Source organism: Brasilonema sennae CENA114 (assembly GCF_006968745.1).
GTDB lineage: Bacteria > Cyanobacteriota > Cyanobacteriia > Cyanobacteriales > Nostocaceae > Brasilonema > Brasilonema sennae.
On record NZ_CP030119.1, the window covers coordinates 197,089 to 215,858 of the forward strand.

The 18,770-nt window shown below is 42.7% G+C and carries 13 protein-coding genes and 1 pseudogene; 11 read left to right on the plus strand and 3 right to left on the minus strand.

Features of this window, described 5'->3' with window-relative positions:
- Positions 1-40 precede the first annotated feature (40 nt).
- From DP114_RS33215 to DP114_RS33260, 10 genes are all read left to right on the plus strand, one after another.
- Positions 41-394, plus strand: a complete 354-nt coding sequence (locus DP114_RS33215; RefSeq protein WP_169266904.1) for a hypothetical protein — start codon at positions 41-43, stop codon at positions 392-394.
- 200 nt (positions 395-594) lie between these two features.
- On the plus strand, positions 595-3,534 hold the full coding sequence (locus DP114_RS33220) for a hypothetical protein (protein ID WP_172195412.1): 2,940 nt from the start codon (positions 595-597) through the stop codon (positions 3,532-3,534).
- Positions 3,535-3,707: 173 nt separating this feature from the next.
- Positions 3,708-4,454, plus strand: coding sequence for a hypothetical protein (locus tag DP114_RS33225; RefSeq protein ID WP_172195414.1), 747 nt, complete (start codon positions 3,708-3,710; stop codon positions 4,452-4,454).
- Between the two features lie 114 nt (positions 4,455-4,568).
- Positions 4,569-5,717: a hypothetical protein gene (locus DP114_RS33230; protein ID WP_169266901.1), complete on the plus strand. Its 1,149-nt coding sequence runs from the start codon at positions 4,569-4,571 to the stop codon at positions 5,715-5,717.
- 6 nt (positions 5,718-5,723) lie between these two features.
- Complete coding sequence (locus DP114_RS33235) at positions 5,724-6,503, plus strand: hypothetical protein (protein ID WP_169266900.1); 780 nt, start codon at positions 5,724-5,726, stop codon at positions 6,501-6,503.
- A gap of 46 nt (positions 6,504-6,549) precedes the next feature.
- The gene (locus DP114_RS33240) at positions 6,550-8,343 is read left to right on the plus strand and encodes a TrbI/VirB10 family protein (protein WP_169266899.1); all 1,794 of its coding nucleotides are present in this window, start codon (positions 6,550-6,552) and stop codon (positions 8,341-8,343) included.
- A gap of 3 nt (positions 8,344-8,346) precedes the next feature.
- On the plus strand, positions 8,347-9,141 hold the full coding sequence (locus tag DP114_RS33245) for a hypothetical protein (RefSeq protein ID WP_370460813.1): 795 nt from the start codon (positions 8,347-8,349) through the stop codon (positions 9,139-9,141).
- Positions 9,142-9,254: 113 nt separating this feature from the next.
- Complete coding sequence (locus DP114_RS33250) at positions 9,255-10,808, plus strand: hypothetical protein (RefSeq protein WP_169266898.1); 1,554 nt, start codon at positions 9,255-9,257, stop codon at positions 10,806-10,808.
- A 266-nt stretch (positions 10,809-11,074) separates the two neighbouring features.
- Positions 11,075-12,844, plus strand: coding sequence for a type IV secretory system conjugative DNA transfer family protein (locus DP114_RS33255; RefSeq protein ID WP_169266897.1), 1,770 nt, complete (start codon positions 11,075-11,077; stop codon positions 12,842-12,844).
- Positions 12,845-13,318: 474 nt separating this feature from the next.
- On the plus strand, positions 13,319-15,838 hold the full coding sequence (locus DP114_RS33260) for a hypothetical protein (RefSeq protein ID WP_169266896.1): 2,520 nt from the start codon (positions 13,319-13,321) through the stop codon (positions 15,836-15,838).
- A gap of 259 nt (positions 15,839-16,097) precedes the next feature.
- Here DP114_RS33260 and DP114_RS33265 read toward each other — a convergent pair whose 3' ends face one another.
- The 3 genes and pseudogenes from DP114_RS33265 to DP114_RS33275 all read right to left on the minus strand — a co-directional run bounded on the left by DP114_RS33265 (position 16,098) and on the right by DP114_RS33275 (position 17,289).
- The gene (locus DP114_RS33265) at positions 16,098-16,589 is read right to left on the minus strand and encodes a hypothetical protein (protein WP_169266895.1); all 492 of its coding nucleotides are present in this window, start codon (positions 16,587-16,589) and stop codon (positions 16,098-16,100) included.
- Between the two features lie 11 nt (positions 16,590-16,600).
- Positions 16,601-16,825 (minus strand): hypothetical protein, encoded by a 225-nt coding sequence (locus DP114_RS33270; protein ID WP_169266894.1) that lies wholly within the window; start codon positions 16,823-16,825, stop codon positions 16,601-16,603.
- Between the two features lie 28 nt (positions 16,826-16,853).
- Positions 16,854-17,289 (minus strand): annotated as a pseudogene (locus DP114_RS33275) (hypothetical protein).
- 362 nt (positions 17,290-17,651) lie between these two features.
- Here DP114_RS33275 and DP114_RS33280 point away from each other — a divergent pair.
- Positions 17,652-18,698 carry a DUF6398 domain-containing protein gene (locus DP114_RS33280; protein WP_246163615.1) on the plus strand — a complete coding sequence of 349 codons (1,047 nt, stop codon included), beginning with the start codon at positions 17,652-17,654 and terminating at the stop codon, positions 18,696-18,698.
- Positions 18,699-18,770 lie beyond the last annotated feature (72 nt).

Consider the following 18,770-nt stretch of genomic DNA (forward strand, 5'->3'; position numbering starts at 1 on the left):
CCTATAGGAGTGATACAAATTACTCCTACTTTCATTAAATATGCTTAGAGATAGAGAATTCCGTACCGTCAACCGAGTTTTAGGTAACCAACCCCGCCTCGGTCCATTTCCCGCCGACCAAATTGTTCCTTGGAGTGCGATCGCACTGATCATGTATTTCGTAGTTCAAGGATTTCTTCAAGCAGGATGGCTAGCAACAGGAATATCAATTACCTGGGGATGGGCAACTTGGTGGACAGTCACATCAAATAAAGCCTTCTTAGGTAAGTTTGTCGGTACTCCCCGCATCACTCGTGGATATAAGCCCTTTGTTTCACTGCTTAATCCACGCCAAAGCGAACCAAGGAAAAAACCCGCTCCTAAGCGCAAACGCAATTCAAACAGTGAACAGTAAACAGTGAACAGTGAACAATAAACAGTGAACAGTAAACAGTGAACAGTGAACAGTGAACAAGGGGACACGACACTGATAACTGATAACTGTTTAGATCCAACGGAAAACGACACTGGTAACTGATAACTGATAACTGCTAACTGTTAACTGGTAACTGATAACCTTCTCCTTTTAAGAATTAACACAGATATCATACCGCCATGACTTCGACTAAATCAACCAAGCCGAAAGATAAACTTGGCAGACAATCCCTCGAAACCGAACAATTAGGAGTAGTAAAAGGTCTTACCCCGTTTGAAGATATTACCCATCTAGCAGGAATTGCAAGTATCTCACTCGGTGGTCGTAAAAATATTGGTGCACTCATTCTCAAGAAGAAGGAAAATATCCAAATCAGATTTTGCTTTGATATCCAAGGTATTCACCCATCCCTAAGCTCTGAACAAATCCTACCTATATTTGAAAATATCGAGGGCGGACTCAAAGAATTACCTGAACGCGAAACCCTAACAATCCACATTGGCTCATTTACCGATGATACCTTCCGGCAACAAGAATTAAAGAAAATCGAAAAAGAATGCGATCTCGAACAGCTAACACTACTTATTAGGTCAGAACGCCTGCGAACACGCGAACTCACTCAAGCAGGGGTACGTAAAAATAAGTTCCTCCGCTTTTGGTGTACCTATACCGTACTCGTAGCTGAAAATAGCAAAAGCAACGACCCCATCGAGAAAACAATCAAACAACTGCAAACCTACTGGCAAAGATTTACTGGAGAAATTCACAAGCTTCGTCACCAGAGAATCGAAACCATTCTGCAGGATAGCTTCACCTCTGGATTCCAAATGTGGGAGCAAATTATCTCCAACACAATGGGATTAAGCGCCAAAATACTTACAGCAGGTGATATTTGGGAAGTTATCTGGAATCAATTTAACCGTAGTGAAGTACCACCCATTCCCAACCCCCTCATCCTCGATGAAGCAGGACTTAGGGAAGAACAAACTAGCGATTTTCATATCAAACACCTAGTTCTGGAAAACGAACAATCAGTTCCCTTTCTCGACCGTAGTTGGGTTAAGCTTCAAGATAAGTATATCGGTGTCTTGCAATTTAGCGAGAAACCTCAAGGGTGGGTAGATGAATACGACCAACTACGATACCTCTGGAGAGTACTTTCTAAAGAAAAAATCTCCGACACCGAAATTATCTGCCAGCTATCCAAAGCAAATCAAGGGCTAGCAAAAACAGTTTTACAACGTATAACTAAACAGTCAATTACATCTAGCGCCATGTCTGCCGATAAAGGTTCCATCGATGTTAAGGCAAACATGAACATTGAAGAAGCTGTGCGGGCACAAGAAACTATCCTTAGAGGTTCTATCCCCATCCACACGGCAGTTGTCTTTTGTATCCATCGTCACAACCGTTATCAACTAGATGAAGCTTGCAGGTATCTTTCTAGTTGCTTCCTACGACCAGCGGTAGTTGAGAGAGAAGTAGAATACGCATGGAAAACTTGGCTGCAAACAGTACCTATTATTTGGGAGAATTTACTAACAAAGCCATTTAACCGCCGCCTTCCATATTTCTCTTGTGAAGTACCAGGAATCACACCCTTAGTACGCACCGCCACAGGTGATAAAAATGGGTTTGAACTCATTGCCGAAGAGGGAGGAACACCCGTACATCTCGACTTGTACAACCAACATAAAAACTTAGCTGTGTTTGGTACCACCAGGGCTGGGAAATCTGTACTAGTGGCAGGATTATTAACACAAGCCCTGGCGCAAGGTATCCCCGTTATCGCCCTAGACTATCCCAAGCCTGATGGGAGTTCCACATTTACCGATTATACCAAATTCATGGGAACAGAAGGGGCGTATTTTGATATTAGCAAAGAATCAAACAATTTATTTGAATTACCCGATTTGAGGGGGTATGAACCTGAAGTTATTAAGGAGCGCATGACTGATTTCAAGGATTTTTTGAAATCAACACTCCTGACAATGGTACTAGGGACAAACCCGATAGGAGTCAGTCCCACAATGATATCAAATATCGAGAGTATTATTACAATTGCAATTGAAACATTCTTTAATGATGATGATATCAAGCTTCGGTATAAACTCGCCCTAGAAAATGGAGTAGTCACAACAGAATGGGCAGATATACCAACTCTTAAAGATTTTTACAATTACTGCTCACCGGGATTTATTAAGCTTGATTCCATTGCTAATAATAGTAAAGAAATTCTTGATGCATTAGACCACATTAGGTTAAGATTAAAGTTTTGGTTAAATTCACGAGTTGGTCAATCAATCGCTAATCCATCTAGCTTTAGAACTGATGCCAGGCTACTCGTATTTGCACTGCGTTCACTTTCTTCAGAAGCAGATGCAGCAGTCCTCGCACTCAGCGCTTATGCAGCTGCCTTGCGTCGGGCCTTATCATCTAAAGCAAGTATTTTCTTCCTTGATGAAGCACCGATTCTCTTTTCTTTTGAGTCAATTGCCGAACTTATTGGAAGACTTTGTGCCAACGGTGCAAAAGCTGGTATACGTGTTATTTTATCAGCACAAGAGCCAGAAAGTATATTTCAAAGTAAATCAGCTCCCAAAATATTCGCTAACATTACCACACGACTCATCGGGAGAATCCAAACATCTGCAGTAGACCCGTTTGTTAACCGATTCAAATATCCCTACGAAATTATCTCACGCAATAGTACCGAAGCTTTTTTCCCAAAACGGGAAAGTATTTACTCGCAGTGGTTACTTGATGATAATGGCAAACTGACTTTCTGTCGTTATTATCCTGCTTATTGCTTACTTGCAGCAGTAGCAAACAACCCAAACGAGCAAGAACTGCGTACTTTATTCCTCAACAAATATGCCAATAATCCAATGCTTGGAATGGTGAGATTTTCTGAGGCTTATGTACAGATGATTCGAGGAAATGAGTTAAGTGAAGAAGCGAAAGAACTACTTGATAAGAATAACCAAAAGCAATTGAAGGAGAAGTCAGGAGGAGGCAGTGCGGTGGACGGGTTCCCCGGCATAAAGCAACTGCCGTTCAGAAGTCAGGAGTCAGAAGAAAATGCTGTTCGCGCAGCGTGCCCTACGCGCATATACTGAATTCTTCTTACTCTCCTAAATACTGACTTACGAAATAGCTGAATTCTTCTTCTTATTCTTCTGAATTCTGACTGCTGTATAGCTGAATTCTTCTTCAATTCTTCTTCTTACTCTCCTGAATTCTGACTCCTGACTCCTGACTCCTAAATTCTTACAATTTCTCCACCAAATGTATGAAAATCAAGTTAAAGTTGAAACCGAGTAAAGTAGTCATAATTGGATCAGCGATTGGTCTGGTGACTCTGCTAAGTGCAGCCCCCAGTTATGCCTTCTCAGTGAAAGATTTTTTTAATGAGATTTTAGGCGAACTCAATAGCTATTTTGAAGAAACCAAAAACGAACTTACCGCAGTGATAAATGAAAGCTGGGGTGGGATGAAAGGGGAAGCAAAAACTGCTACCAACAACTCAACCGGAACTATGGGTTTACCAGACCCTGTAGAAAGTGCAGACAAACTAAAAGACCAACTCAAAGCGACGGGGAACTGGAACGAAAGCAATACTGTCGAGGGTGCAGTTTTTGCTGGTAACGAACTGGAACGCGAAACCACCCGTGCTACAGTTGAAAGCGTCCTGGGAGAAAAAGGGCAAGAACGTACCAAGAAGGAAATTGAAGCAACCCAACAAACAGTAGCCGACGCGCAAGATTTGGCAAACCAGGCTCAAGGTATGGATGCTTCGCAGAATATCCTCAAGGTAATCGCTGCTCAAAACGCCCAAATTGTCTCGATGTTGGGACAGTCCCGCACTGATGGACTGCAACAAAGGCACGACGCACAGCAAACTAACCTCATGTTATCCCAAATCGCCGAACAAGGCGCAAGCGATCGCCGCCGTCAAAATCTGATGATGGACGGTATCACCTCCCAATACATGGAAATCAGTGGGTTTAGCTCTCTCAAAACGACTGCTGGTAAATAGTTTGCTGTAATTAACGGTCATGTGGACACTCACTTCAAGTCGGGAAACTCGCCCACAGGGGTGTCCTTTCCATTGCACCAGATGACCTCCTCAGCATCAGGTAATTAAAGCACCATGTTAGAACATTTCATAATCGCCACCGACCCATTTTTTGGACAAGACATTCTCGAAAATGCTGCTGGCGGAGCGCAACTCGTAGCAGAAGGATTTAACGAACTTTGGCAGGAAACCCTCAACGGTAACTTGTATGGCTCGATGTGCAAGGTAGGACAGTTTTTTGCGATCGCCACTCTCACCCTGTATATGGTGGAACTTGGTAAAAACTTTATCAACCAAGAAGACATGAAGGCACTGTCAAGTTGGATATGGCCCATCATAGTTATTGCATTGTTGGCAAACAACGGCACCCTACTTAGAAGCGGAACCTTCACTATCAGAGGTTATATCAATAATGTTAATAATGATGTCATAAATTTTACCACTGCCGGAGCAAACCTTGAGGTAGCATTCAACCGCGCAGTTGGAAATATTGCCCTCCAACAGCAAGTCGGAGGCGCAATGGAAAGGTGTAGGTCAATTCCCGGTAGTACTCAAGATGCGATCGCATGTCTCCAACAAGCTGAACTCGAAATCAAAAAATCTGCGCCCGACCTATTTAAGGGAGAAGCACCAAGCGTTGGGAGTTGGGAATTTAACCCCCTTAAGTCCCTATCCGACGCCAAAGACGCACTCTCAAATCTTTCCCCAGGTCAAGTATTAGAAAAAGTCGGTAACACAATCACCAGTACCATTGGTGCAATGATTACTGGTTTTGTCGCCGTCATATTACTTGCCCTCAATAATGCGTACCAGTGGGGAATCGAATTTACCATGCTGCTAACCGCCCTCCTTGGTCCGCTTGCAGTTGGTGGTTCGTTACTCCCCTTTGGTGCTAAACCAATATTTGCCTGGTTAACGGGCTATTTCACCGTTGGAATGGCGAAACTTTGCTTCAACATCATTATCGGGTTGTGCGGACAACTCATTGCCAATTCCGAACAAAACCAACCTATGATATTTCTCCTTTTCGTCGGGTTAGTATCCCCCATTCTCGCATCAGCCCTGGCTGCTGGTGGTGGAATAGCCGTTTGGACGGGACTAGGTAAAGTCACATCATTTGGATCTGAAGTTGCAGCAGGAATTGCCACTGGTGGAGCAAGTACAGCAGCGACAGTAGCTATTAATACTACAAAACTTATCGCTTCAAAAACCAGAAAAAGATAATCAACCATGCTCAAATCAAAATCAAAATCACAGCCACTTCGCCTCCTTAGTTACGGACAATCTACATCAGCACCAGTTGCAATCACAACTACAGTAGGCGCAGCAGCAGGCATACTTTCTCTTTTATTACAATTTGTCAATTTTGGAGTAAATTCTGCTGCTGCCAAATACATGAAGGGCATGACATTTGTACAACTCCAAGATGGAACAACCGCAGCAGCTAAAACTCTTGGTCCAGGAGAAAGAACTAACGAAACTATTAAAACTTTTGTCACCAATAGCATGGTGAAGCTATTCAATTGGGATGGAATTATCAACACCGACGAAAATGGTAAGCTCATTCAAAAAGTTGATAAGGGAGTAGAAATCGAAACCGAAAATGGAGGTAGAAGAAAAATTCCCAGTGATGTTTGGGAAGCAGCATTTACTTTATCTGAAAACCAAGATTTTCGTGCCAGCTTCCTCAAAACACTAGCTTCAACAATTCCTGAAGGTATATTCTCAGGACAAGGTACAGTCACAATCGTCACCAACTACATCTCCGCACCTAGAAAAATATCTGAGGGTAAGTGGGAAGTTGATATTATCGCCAGTTTAGTTACATTCAATAGCGAAAGAAACAAAAGTAAAGGTTTACCTTTTAATAAAACAATAACTATTGCAGCAGTAGATACACCACAGAATCCACCCCAAACTACTGATATTGCTCAAAAAGTATACAAAGCAAAAAATTCTGGTTTAGAAATCATTCAAATTATCGATTATGAACTTGGTAAAAAGAAATAATAATACGACAAATTAATTTTTATTAATCTCTTTCAATCAAATAATTATGTCACAGTTGCAAAACGACATTCAAGACAGCGTTAGTAATAACGGGAATTCACAACCAGCTAATTCGGTTGATGCACTCTTACCGTTAGATGAGAAATTAGTGAAAAATCCCGAATCCGAAGATAAATTAGAACCAGAAGAGGGGGAAGAGGAAGAAAACCCCGCAGCTGTTCAAACCAAACACGACTTTGTAACTTCTCCCTGGTCAAGACTTGGTATTATTGGAGGTGCATTTGGAGTAGGTTTTCTAGTCATGTTTGTCGCCCTTAACGGCATGATGAACAGTGGCAGCAATACTGCCCAAACTCCAGTTGCAATTTCCTCTCCTACTCCCACATCCACACCATTTGAAAAGAAAGACGGGGATGTTTATGCAAAACTAGCGCTCGCTAAGCAACAGCAAGAACTTGAAACACTGAACGGTAAAGAGGAAGAAACCAAAGAAAATAAGACTGAACAAAAAACTCCAAATAAAGAAAAACAAGCCTCAGCTACCACCAACATAAACACTAACAAAACAGCAAGTCAAATTAGAGTTACTCCGCAACAGACACCTCCCCCTCCTAAGAGACGGGTATATCAGGAACCAAACCCTGAAGGCGAATACAGAGCGACGAGGCGCAGTGCGGTACTCGCATCTCGTTCCATCGAACCCAAAAGTCCAACTGCAACTAAAGATCGAATAACCCTACCAATTAGTAGAAATAATAATGCGATTGCCTTTGGCAGTGCGCGGAGCGCAATCACCCTTGGCGGCTCCTCAAAAAGCATCGCACGCACAGCCTTATCACCCACCAGGGGTAGTATGTTAGGAACACCGAAAGACCCCCTCGCCGAACTCGAACGCCTTCGTAACTTAGGAAGTATCGGTAGGGTTGAATATACCAGCGCTGACAACACCACCATTGCAAGCAAGGTAAGTGAAGAGGAAGTACCGAATGGTGATGAAACACCCCGCCGTCGCCGCAACCGTCGCAGTGAAACAAGCGTTGAAAACACAATCAACAGTACACCCAACAACACAGGGGAAGTTGAAGAACTGCGTCCCCGGTGGAAACCAACTAACAATACAGTCGAGTTGACTGCATCTTATAGCAAGCAAACCCAACTCGCTTCTGCTAACTACCTGAGTGATGAAGTCCAAATTTTAGAGGAAAGACAAACTCAATATTTAGTAGTAGGTTCTTCCGCAAGCGCTACCCTAGTTACTCCCTTGATACTTGCCCAAGGCAGTGCAAATAACAATATCAGGTTTGTTGCTCGCCTAGATGAACCAATCAAAAGTAATACAGGTGGAATAGCCATCCCTGCTGGCACCCAGGTAGCAGTTGCTATGACTGGTGTAGATAGTGGATTTAATATCACCGCCTCAGTCAGCGCCATACTCAAAGATGGTACCGAATACCCCATCTCCCCTGGCGCAATCTCAATCCTGGGTAAAGGTAACAATCCCCTTATTGCCCGTCCCTACAAAGATAAGGGTGGTGAAATTGCTCTTGGTGACGCCACTCTCGGTACTATCGCTGGACTTGCAAAGGTGGGGGAAATTATCAACCAGCCTGAAGAAATAACCGAAGATTTACTGTTCGGTGGTAGTCGCACCCGTTCTAGAGGCAATAACCGCAATATCGCAGGTGCATTTTTACAAGGTGCATTCGGCAAAGTTGCTGAAACTATGGGCAGCCGCACTCAAAAGGCTACTAGTGAAATTACTAGCCGTCCCAACATCTGGTATGTACCTGCCAATACCAAAATTTCTATTGTCGTCAATCGCTCTATCAAACTGTATTAAGCCGTGAAAGCTAGATATTTATTTGGTTTAAGCTTACTTTTCTTCAGCGCGAGCGCACCCCTCGTACTACTTATACAAACCGCTACAGCAGGTATCGTAAGGCAGGTGCAAGCATCCCAGGTATCAGGAGAAAAAGCGACTGGGCAAACAGTTCAGGTATGGGCGGGACACGGGGTATCCATCTCGTTTTACCGCACCGAGGAAGTTATTAAAAAAATCTGGTTGGATGACCCCTCTAAGTTCGTAATTGACGTGGATGGATGTCTGGAAGGATTAGGGAGATGTTCAAGAGAGGGAACAGGAGCAGGACTTATTCACCTTCGCCGCATCGAAACAGTAAAAATCCCCGGCTTGCCACAAGCTACCTACGGCACACATCTCACTGTAATCACTGAATCTGGAAGTACCAAAAAATCCTATCACTTTCGTATTATACCCGGCACGGGAAAACCCGAATACAGCCAGTTAGAAATTATAGGCGATTCAAGCAATGACCGGGAACTCAGACAACCAAAAGCTGATTACACCGCCATATCTGATAGCAAGTATATCGCCAAAGGAATGCAGTTTGCACTTTCCAAACAGTGGATAACCAGCGATACCCCGCTGTGGGAAAGACTAACCAAACTCGTCGAGTTGCGATCGCAAGGAGAAGAACTCACTATCGCTGCAACCAACGCCGGAGTATCGATGCAATTAGTTGAAAAGCTCATGCTTATGGGTGGAAAACGCTTGCTAGAGATGCCCTCTCCCAAACCTGTAGAAACAAATACAGCAGAATTCAGGAGTCAGAAGTAGAAAGGGCTTAGAGTCTGCCTTTTAGACCTCAGTACTGTACTTCATTTACTTGCAATGTGCTGTAATACTCAACCTACACCAAAAAAGCTAGTTGTTGAAAAGTAATAAAGATTATGGAAACTAAAGATTTATTGACAGACAATTCCAGATTTAAAGTAATAAATATTACAACAGAAACAGTACAGCCACAAACAAGTGCTATCCAAGTCAACTCGGAGATAGTTGCAATCGTCCCAGTTACAACCACCAATGACAACCCTCCTAAAAATGAACTAAGTAAAGGGTATCAATGGCGCGAACAAAAAATGAACACTTGGCGCTACCTCATGGTTGCTGGTATGGTAGCAGGACTCGCCCTGCACGGGTTAATTAGATTCGGGGGTAACTACAATATCGGCAGTCTCGTATTTGGGGATAAAGCTGTCGCAGCTACACCAACGAATGTTTCAAATTTGAGAGAAGTTGCTGGGGGGATACTCCCTCCAGCAAACTTCGGGAACACTTCAGCAAACCTCTGGTCGAATGATTCAAATTTGAATCATTCGACCAAACAAGCTAAAACACTGAAAAAACAACCTCTTGCGGTCAAGTATGTGAATGGAGTGCCTGTCCCTGACTGGAGCAAAATTAACTTTGATAGCATGAAGTTTTCAAGTGCAGGGGAAGTCGAATTTCCTAACATTAAAGACCTAAAACTTAAAGGAAAGCGTGTTTGGAGCGCAGGACAGTCACTTGCTGAGGTAATGCAGTTGGGAGATTTTGAGGCAACAGAATTCAAAATCGAAAATCTTAACCTCACTCAAATCTCAAGAATAACGGGTACCAGCCTCAAAAATCTCAAACTATCAGACTTTGAGACATTCAAGTGGCAGTCACTCGGCGACTTAGCTTCAGCTATCCCAGAATTATCCAAATTAGAAGTTGCCGATATTCCAGCAATTGATGATTTAGTTACTAAAGTCACAGGGGATGCAACAAGCAGTCTGACTATAGGAGAAGCACTCGAAAGTTACCCCAAACTTGAAACCGCCGAACTTGGCAAATACCTCAAACTTGATAAATACAAACTCACCAGCATTCCCGGTATTGAAAAAGCCGCCCTCAAAAAGTTTAATAACTGGGAAAATACTATTATTGGCAAGGTTCCGGGATTGGGAAAAGTACCATTCGACCAGTTACCTGGAGTACCCGTACCCGATCTCAGCTATATCGGTAAGGTAGATATGGTACTTAAAGAGGTAGAAAACGGCAGGTGGAAATCAATATCGGGTAGCGAGCAAGAAGGATTTAACGTTCCCTGTTATAACAAAAAATGCGCCCACATCGAAGTAGCTGGAAGCGATATCCTCACTGGTGCGGCATGGATGTCAGGCAAGTTCCAAAAAGTCAAGGGCGGGTTCGGTATCCTTGGCAGCGTAAACGTTGGGAAAGAACCAACCGGAAGACATCCCTTTGGTAAATCATTCAAACAAGTCATTTGGGATGTCAACGAAGCTGACGGAAGTATAACTACCGCGATGTTCTTCCGTTTCTGCAAAACAATCCCCTTCGTTGGTCGCACCTGCACGCCCTACTTTATCGGTCCCGTTCCATTCTTCAACTATAGCGAGATGGACCCAATTATCTTAGGCACACCCCTCACAGTGCCTAAAAAACCAACTCCGTAAAAGTTTAGTTAACAAACAAGAGCGCAACACAAAAGACTTCTCCATAAATTAAACATTAGTTCAGACAGCGCAATGCTTTGAGATTAGTTTTCAAAGATGTCTAAAGTAAAAAGTCACGATGCGGCGATCGCTCGCTGCAAGGGGAGTGCTTTGTACCTGAGTCGCTACGGGCAGACTCTCCCTTAGAGTCAATCTCAAGTTTTCCTCTTTAAACACCATAAAGAGAAATATGCAATCCAAAAGTATATTTTTTCATACCAATTTTTATGTATAACTTATATTTCGCCACAGCCAAAACCGTTAAAGTTAAAACTGCTACAGAAACTAAACCTTCGTCCGACTATGACTTTAGCAAATATACCAACCAACTAATGTCTCCCCAAGGACTAGCACTCGCTGGGGGAATATTAGCACTATTTCTCCTACATATATTCTCTGGAGGTAAGAAAGGCAAACTTGCTACCAGCTATTGGGGTGGAGGAAAAGAAACAGCACGCGCCAAGAAAAAAGCCATCAAGCAAGTCACCTCCCCCAAGTGCGATAGCGCTAGCTTGTATATCGGAGTACATAAGTACAAGGGACAAAAACTACCCAAGGGGAGTGGGGGGACACCTATGTATGTACCCGATGTTCAAAGAGGTACAGCCGTCATTGGGGCACCTGGTAGCGGTAAATCCTTCTCGGCAATCAACCCCATGCTTTACTCAGCTATCGACCAAGGTTTTGGTATTGTTCTATACGATTTTAAATACCCCAGTCAAGCCAAAATCGCCAGTTACGCAAAATCAAAAGGGTATGAAGTACACGTCTTTGCTCCGGGTTTTCCTGAATCTGAAGTATGCAACCCCATCGATTTCTTGCGCGACAGTGGCGATGCTGAAACTGCACGGCAGTTGGCTACAGTCATCAACAAAAACTTCCGTATGCTTGGTGGTGGAAACGAAGACGCATTCTTCGGTCCTGCGGGTGACCAGCTAACCCAAGCAATTCTCATGCTCACCAAAGAGTTTGGGGAGTTTGCCGATATCATGACCGCAGCAGCTATTCTCTCAAGCGAGAAGATGGTCGAACGCCTAATGGCAGCAAGTCTTAATCCGTGGATACGGATAGCCTTCGGTCAATTATTTAGCTCCAGCGGAAGTGAAAAAACCATCGCGGGTATTGCTGGTACCGCCTCGCTCATGTTTACGCGTTTCATGGCAAAGAACACGCTTGGCTGCTTTGTCGGCAAAACTACCCTACCATTAGAGGTAGGCAAGAAACAGATGATTATCTTCGGACTTGACCGCGAACGCCGCGATGCAGTTGGTCCGCTTATGACTTCAATTTTACATATGACCGTCGCCCGCAGTATTGCCAAAAAGAGAAAAGAAACTGGTCCACTTGTAGTTAGCGTTGACGAACTGCCATCGATTTTTCTCCCAGACCTATTCAAATGGCTTAACGAATCCCGAAGCGAAGGATTCTGCGGAATTCTCGGATGGCAGAACATGGGGCAGTTGGAGAAAATTTATGGCAAGGAAATCTCAAAAGCAATCCTCGGTGCTTGTGGCACCAAGTTTGTATTCAACCCAGGTGAAGAGGAATCTGCAAGAATTTTTAGTGCTTACCTCGGTGAAGAGGAAATTAAATATAAGCAGAAATCCCGGTCAACTGGAGGGGGAAAAGCTTCAACATCTATCTCAGAACAAGAGAAAATCAGAAAGCTTTTTGAACCCGCTCAATTTCTCAAATTACCACCCGGTAAATGCGTATTTATCAACCCTGCCTACGACAACAACAAGGAAGGTTCTGTACCAATTTTAAAAAGTATTAAAGTCCCAAAATATATCATCTCGCTAGAGTCAGAAAACGGGAATAATTGGGATAAACTTATCACAAAACTTGCTCGAAAAAGTACCCAAAAAAGACCAACTCAAGAAGATTTGGATATCAGGGTCAAAGAGGTAGACAAGCGTTTCCCCATTCCTCAAGCACCTGTACAAGCAGGAAATGCACCATTACCTGTGGATAGTTACAAAGAATTTTTCTCATAATTTTTTATAAGTATTGGAATATAAATTAGCAAATCTCAAAACTTATCTAAATGGAATTGTTAATGAAATAAATGTTTAGAAAAACATGATTTTGATAATATCCTAGTCTATCACTACGACAGCAATAATCTAGATAATATTTGTCGTGATAATTTTTTAAAAATGAAACTAAAGCATTATTACTAATCATTAGATTGTAATAATTCGGGAGCCAGAAAGGGCTGCGCCCTTGCACTCTACAGGAGTCAGAAGGGTTAAAAAATCAGAATAACATTTGATGAAATGAATATACCAAGAATCATAGACTCCTTATAAATTCTGACCCCTTCGGGGTTCGCCAGTCGCTCATGGGGGAAACCACGCCAGGTCGCACAACGGGGGGAACCCCCGCAAGCGACTGGCTCCCCAAGACCGCGCTGGCTCACTTTTGACTCAAGAAGTGCTGAATTTTTACATTAGATTACCAATACCACCATGTTTGATCCACAACAACAACGAATAGCAGATAATTATCTTCAAGTAGCTGATACTGCTGGTAAAGCAGCCTTGGAATTAGCCAAAATCTTGATTAACACTTTTAAAAAGATTCAAGAAATACTTAAAGAACGGGAAGAAATAGATAAAATCGCAGTCGAGGTTGGCAAGGATACTTACAACCTCGTACCCGATGAAACTACCCCTGGGGCTTACAAATGGGAAAAGGTAGATTTAAACCAGGAGGTAGGTAGTAGAGACACAGTAGTCTTCATGCCGGATATGTACATGGATAATGTACAGTACAGCATGACAGTTGAATATAATACACAAAACGAACCTAGCAAATATCAAGCACAAACTATCGCCGCCCTAATTGTACAAGACGTACCTGATTTAGGTGATAATTACACCACAGATTACGAACCTGTTATCAAGATAACTGCCTATACTGAATCAGGCGAGAAAACTATCATTTACGAACAAGATTCAAAAGGTAAATGTCGAATAAACTTAGTCACAGAAAATCTCTCTCAAGATGAAATTATAGATGTAGCTTACGAACCAATCGTAAAACTACTACCTCCTTCATCTGATATGATTCCAAATTATCAATCTCCCATTTTTTTAGAATCTAATAGTAATTTTCAGTATGAACGGAACGTAAATAATCAGCTTTTTAAAATTCTAATAAACCAACTCAAACATCTATCCATAGTAGCAAATGATAAAATGTCATCGCAACTGTTAAATAATAACAAAATGGAAGAAGATGCAACATATTTAATGACTACTGATGCCAAAGATATTCAATCATTAGAATATACTCCAATAGAAGATGCACCGCCGTCAGAAGAGACAGTTGTGTTTCTAGAAGATATAGATATTAGCAATCCTCCAGATTTTGATGATGCACCAGATGAAGATGAGAAAATTATTGTGGTCATTCAGAATAATGAGGAAACAGAATTAATAGATAATACTGGTGCAACATTTCTATCAAAACCAAGTAATCAGATAGATAACCAACCTTCAAATATTGAAAATACTAACTCCATAGTATTAATCATATCAGAGAAAGCCGAAGAGAAGTTTGAAGAATCTGTCATCAACAACCTTCAGGAAGAGGTAGAAAATCATGAAAATTATACTTCCGAAGAAAAAATTACTAATAATAAGAAACCTGTTGAAGAAGAAAGCCCAAGCAGAACTCCGAAAAGAGAAAATTTGGAGGAAGAGGAACAATATACTGGTCAATATACTTACCAACAAGCAGCCAACTCCGAGGGGGTAGAACCGCAAGCGCAACAGTGGGCACGTCAAGTAGAAGTACCAGTATACGAGATAAAAAACAAACGAGCAGAAAAAGAACGTTACAACGGCGAAAACAAAGATATTGTCCAAGCTGCAACCGAAATGTTGAAAAAATATAAAACCATCGAGCAAGATGGTTCTCGTATTTACAGAAGTGATGCTTTTGTAATTCGGCAAGAAGGGGATACCATCAGCATCCACCGCCGCAGTGACGAACTTCAGGGTTGGAACAACTCCTTGATAGAGTTTAAACCTGGTAAGGCAAACAAAGAACCCAAAATCACCAAACAGCCTAAAGAAATGTTAGGGGTAGAACGTCAGGAATTTTTGATGGTAAACGAACACCTCCAGGATAAGGGTAAACTACCTGACTTGAATTCTTCAGATATCCGGGATGTGGCAAATACACTTGGTTCTCTTGCGCCTGCTGGTACTATCAAAACTCTTGAGGTATTCAAACAAAACGAGATGCTGGATACTCTCAACAACATACTCCTGACAGCAGGGAAGGATGAACTCGCCGTAGGAGAATTTACCATTAAACGCACCCGTGATCCTCAAGGAAAAAAAGCCAGCCTGCAACTATTTAAAACCACCGAGGAAAGAGGTACTCAGGAACTTGTCCGGTTTGATCTGACTAAAACCGAAGCTGGCATTACCAAAGAAGTCAGTAAAATGAATATCTCTGACTACGATATCAACCAAATGAAGTTTATTGCCCAAAACGCCCAAAAGCTTAACCTAGAACAAATCTTCGGTAACGAACAGCCTACCGCCGCACCCGCACCCACACCCAAAGAACAACCAATACAAGCAGCCATGCATATCCCCGTTAAAGTTCACCCCTATATCGCCGAGGAATGGGCAAACATGGTCAAGTATGGTGGTCCTGACTGGGGAGGGGCGATGAACCAGGGTAATGCAGAAATTCAAGAGCGCATAAAAGACAACGACGGCAAGTTGCCAATTGCTGAGCAGCGGGAAATGTACTTCAAAATTTTGACCTACAAGACTGATAAAGCCCAGAAAAGGGGTGAACAAGTCGTAGATTTTGTTCCTCTCAAGGATATTATGAATGACTTACAAACATGGCGCGCTCAAGAAATCAAAATACAGTATACCCCTACAGAACATATCTCCTCCCCCCAACGCCAAACCGTCGCTACTGTTACACCTAACGTCAAGTCAGCAGGAGTGGAATTTTGACACTCTCTAGGAAGACAGCAGGGAGATTTTAAGAAATTGCTCCCAATTCACTATGTGAAGCACTCATGCTTCAAAAATACAGTATTTTGTGATCGCCAAGAAAGTACTTTTTGCGGTTGAAATCGATATTCTTGAGGACAAGCCCAACTCGATTGAAGTCACTGTGTAAGCAGAACAATCAGCAAAAGCGACGCTCACCTTTGCGTATCATTCAAGTTAAAACTTCTACAAATGTGGTGATTGCACAGAGCGCAGCACCCTACTCCTTAACCGTCACCACCAACTCTTGCAACAGAGCGTCATTCACCTGCTGCAAATGTTCGTTTGAATTCTCCATTACATCAAAAGCCTGCTGCACCGTGTTCCTGATTTCTGCTGGCAGTGCTTCAAACTTGTCTGCGTTAAGAATGACGATGCGACAACCAGGATAGGGCATGAAGTCGCTAAACGGTTCCATGCCAGCTTCAATTAGAGTTCGGGAAAGTTCAATGATGGGATGACACGGTTTGTTGTTGTCCTCGGCGCAGTTGATTTCCCCAGCAAAATACCCGCACAACCAGCTGCAGATGTCGGTGTCGTCACAGAATGCTGTCAAACAACCCGCCACCACTTGCTTATTTAAGTTAACAGACAGATTGTCAAATATTTGGTCAAGCGCTTCTGGATTGCGTTTTTGGCAGTAACGCACCGCTTGCTCAACTAACTTATCGGTTTTTGTGGATCGGGGTTGCCCAAAGCCTTTGGCAGACATGGTACTCTCGCTCAATTAGAAGTTAAGGGAATTGTAGCCCAGTGCGATCGCGCTTCTTGCTCTGTTAAAATCATCACAGCTTGACTCATCGACTCAAACAAGTCATGAATCTTTTCTACGTTTTCAGAAATCGGTTGGATTAGCACCTGTCGGCTCAATACCCGGTACAGCCTACCATCTGCGCTTATCAAAAAACTCCGTAGATAAAATTGTAACTTTTGTATATAAATTACCATTTAAGCGTATGAAGAAAGTTTGGAACAATCAATCCCATGATCGCGCTAACGGATCAATTGGTATATCTGGATCAATCTCAATCACAGTGATTTTGGCATTCTCAACCACCGTATTTCCCATAATCGTATTGTGCATTGCCTCAAACTTTGATTCTTCAGAAGCAATGCGTTCGTAGTGCAAAATGACATGATAATGCTTGGCAATTGGCTCTGAGCGAGTCTAATCGTTCCACTGTGTCCCAATCTATATTTTGTCGTTCTTGAGCCATCTGGCGATACTCCGAGGCTAGCTGCTCTAAGGCAATTGCAATCGCGTGTTCCTTTGTTTGACCGTAGCATTGCAAATTTTCTTGTGAAAAATCACCCAAATCCGGTGACATCTGACAAATGTAGTGTCCATTGTCTTGAGGCAGCACTGTGATCGTAATAGTTCCAGTTATGCTCACAGGGTTCACGTCAGTCATATTAACCGTGCTGACAAATTTAGGAGAATATGCTCATGGTTAAATTGTAAGCGATCGCCCTACTGTGACTTTTCACGTTTGTGTTTTTCGATTTCGGCGATATCAGCTGTTTCGATTTGGTGCGCGCAAACGCTTGAACCTACTTTAACACTCTACATCCAGTGGGGTCGCCGATGCTAAAGAAGGTTCGATATATAAAAAGTTACACTTAATTTATTAACAATGACGGGAAATCAGTTAATGTACGATTATGCTGTGATAAGCAAAGCTTGCTGCCAAAGGCAGATCGCACTTGCAGGTATCCTGGTTAAACTCCTAGTTGCCGTAACGTTAGGCTAACTGTCCGTACCAGAGTAATGAGTATGGCTAAAACTAAGAAATCAGAAAACGTTCCCAACGCGATGCAAGAAAAGTTCAATGGCATTGTAGCGATAACGGATGATTTTGCCAAACAACATTTGAACGATGAATATGCCCAGTTACTCCGCTTTGCGACAGCAGCTTTATGTCGCAAGAAACCATCTCCACTAGCAAAGGGTAGGGAGAAAACTTGGGCTTGTGGGATTACTCATGCTATCGGTATGGTCAATTTTCTCTTTGACCCTTCACAAGACCCCCACATTAGTGCCAAGGAAATTTATCAGTGGTTTGGTGTGAACCCTAGCACCGGGCAGTCGAAATCAAAACAGGTACGAGATACCCTGGATATGCATCAGATGGACCCTGATTGGTGTCTCTCCAGTAAGTTAGACGACAACCCCATGACTTGGATGATTTCTGTTGATGGATTTATCTTGGATGCAAGGTTTACACCCCGAGAAATTCAGGAAGTAGCATATACACAGGGCTTAATTCCTTATATTCCGGACAATGGTGAATCGGAGTATATTGGTGACAAGCAAGCATCACCCCATCATGAAAAAGCAGTGAACCCTTCTCCAAATGCACTATATGTGCTGGATGTGTTTTTAATTGACGGTCCAATTACTGAAGAATTTATTGCGGAGAATTCAGTGGTGTCTCGAACAATTGAGATTAAAGGCAGCAATACTTTAGAGGATCTCCATAAAATTATCTTCAAGGCATTCGACCGCCAAGAAGAGCATATGTACGAATTTCAAGTGGGAGGAAGTGGCCCGCAAGATCCAAATGCAAGACGGTACTGCTTGAAACAAGCATTTTCAAGTTCCGGTTTGACACAAACGCCTACAGGGGATGTGTCTAGTACTTCAATTGCTTCGCTGGGCTTATCTATTGATGAGGCTTTTGGTTACTGGTTCGATTTTGGTGATGATTGGTGGCACCAGATTAATGTAACAAACATCGTAGACAAGGCTCAATCGGGCAAGTATCCCAGAATAACTAAGCGGGTTGGGGCTAGCCCTCCTCAATACGCGGATTTTGAGTAGGAGAAAAAGCGTAACGAACAAATTATCTTTTCTCCTACGCTACTCAACAGGACGGTCTTGTTCTTCGGAGTA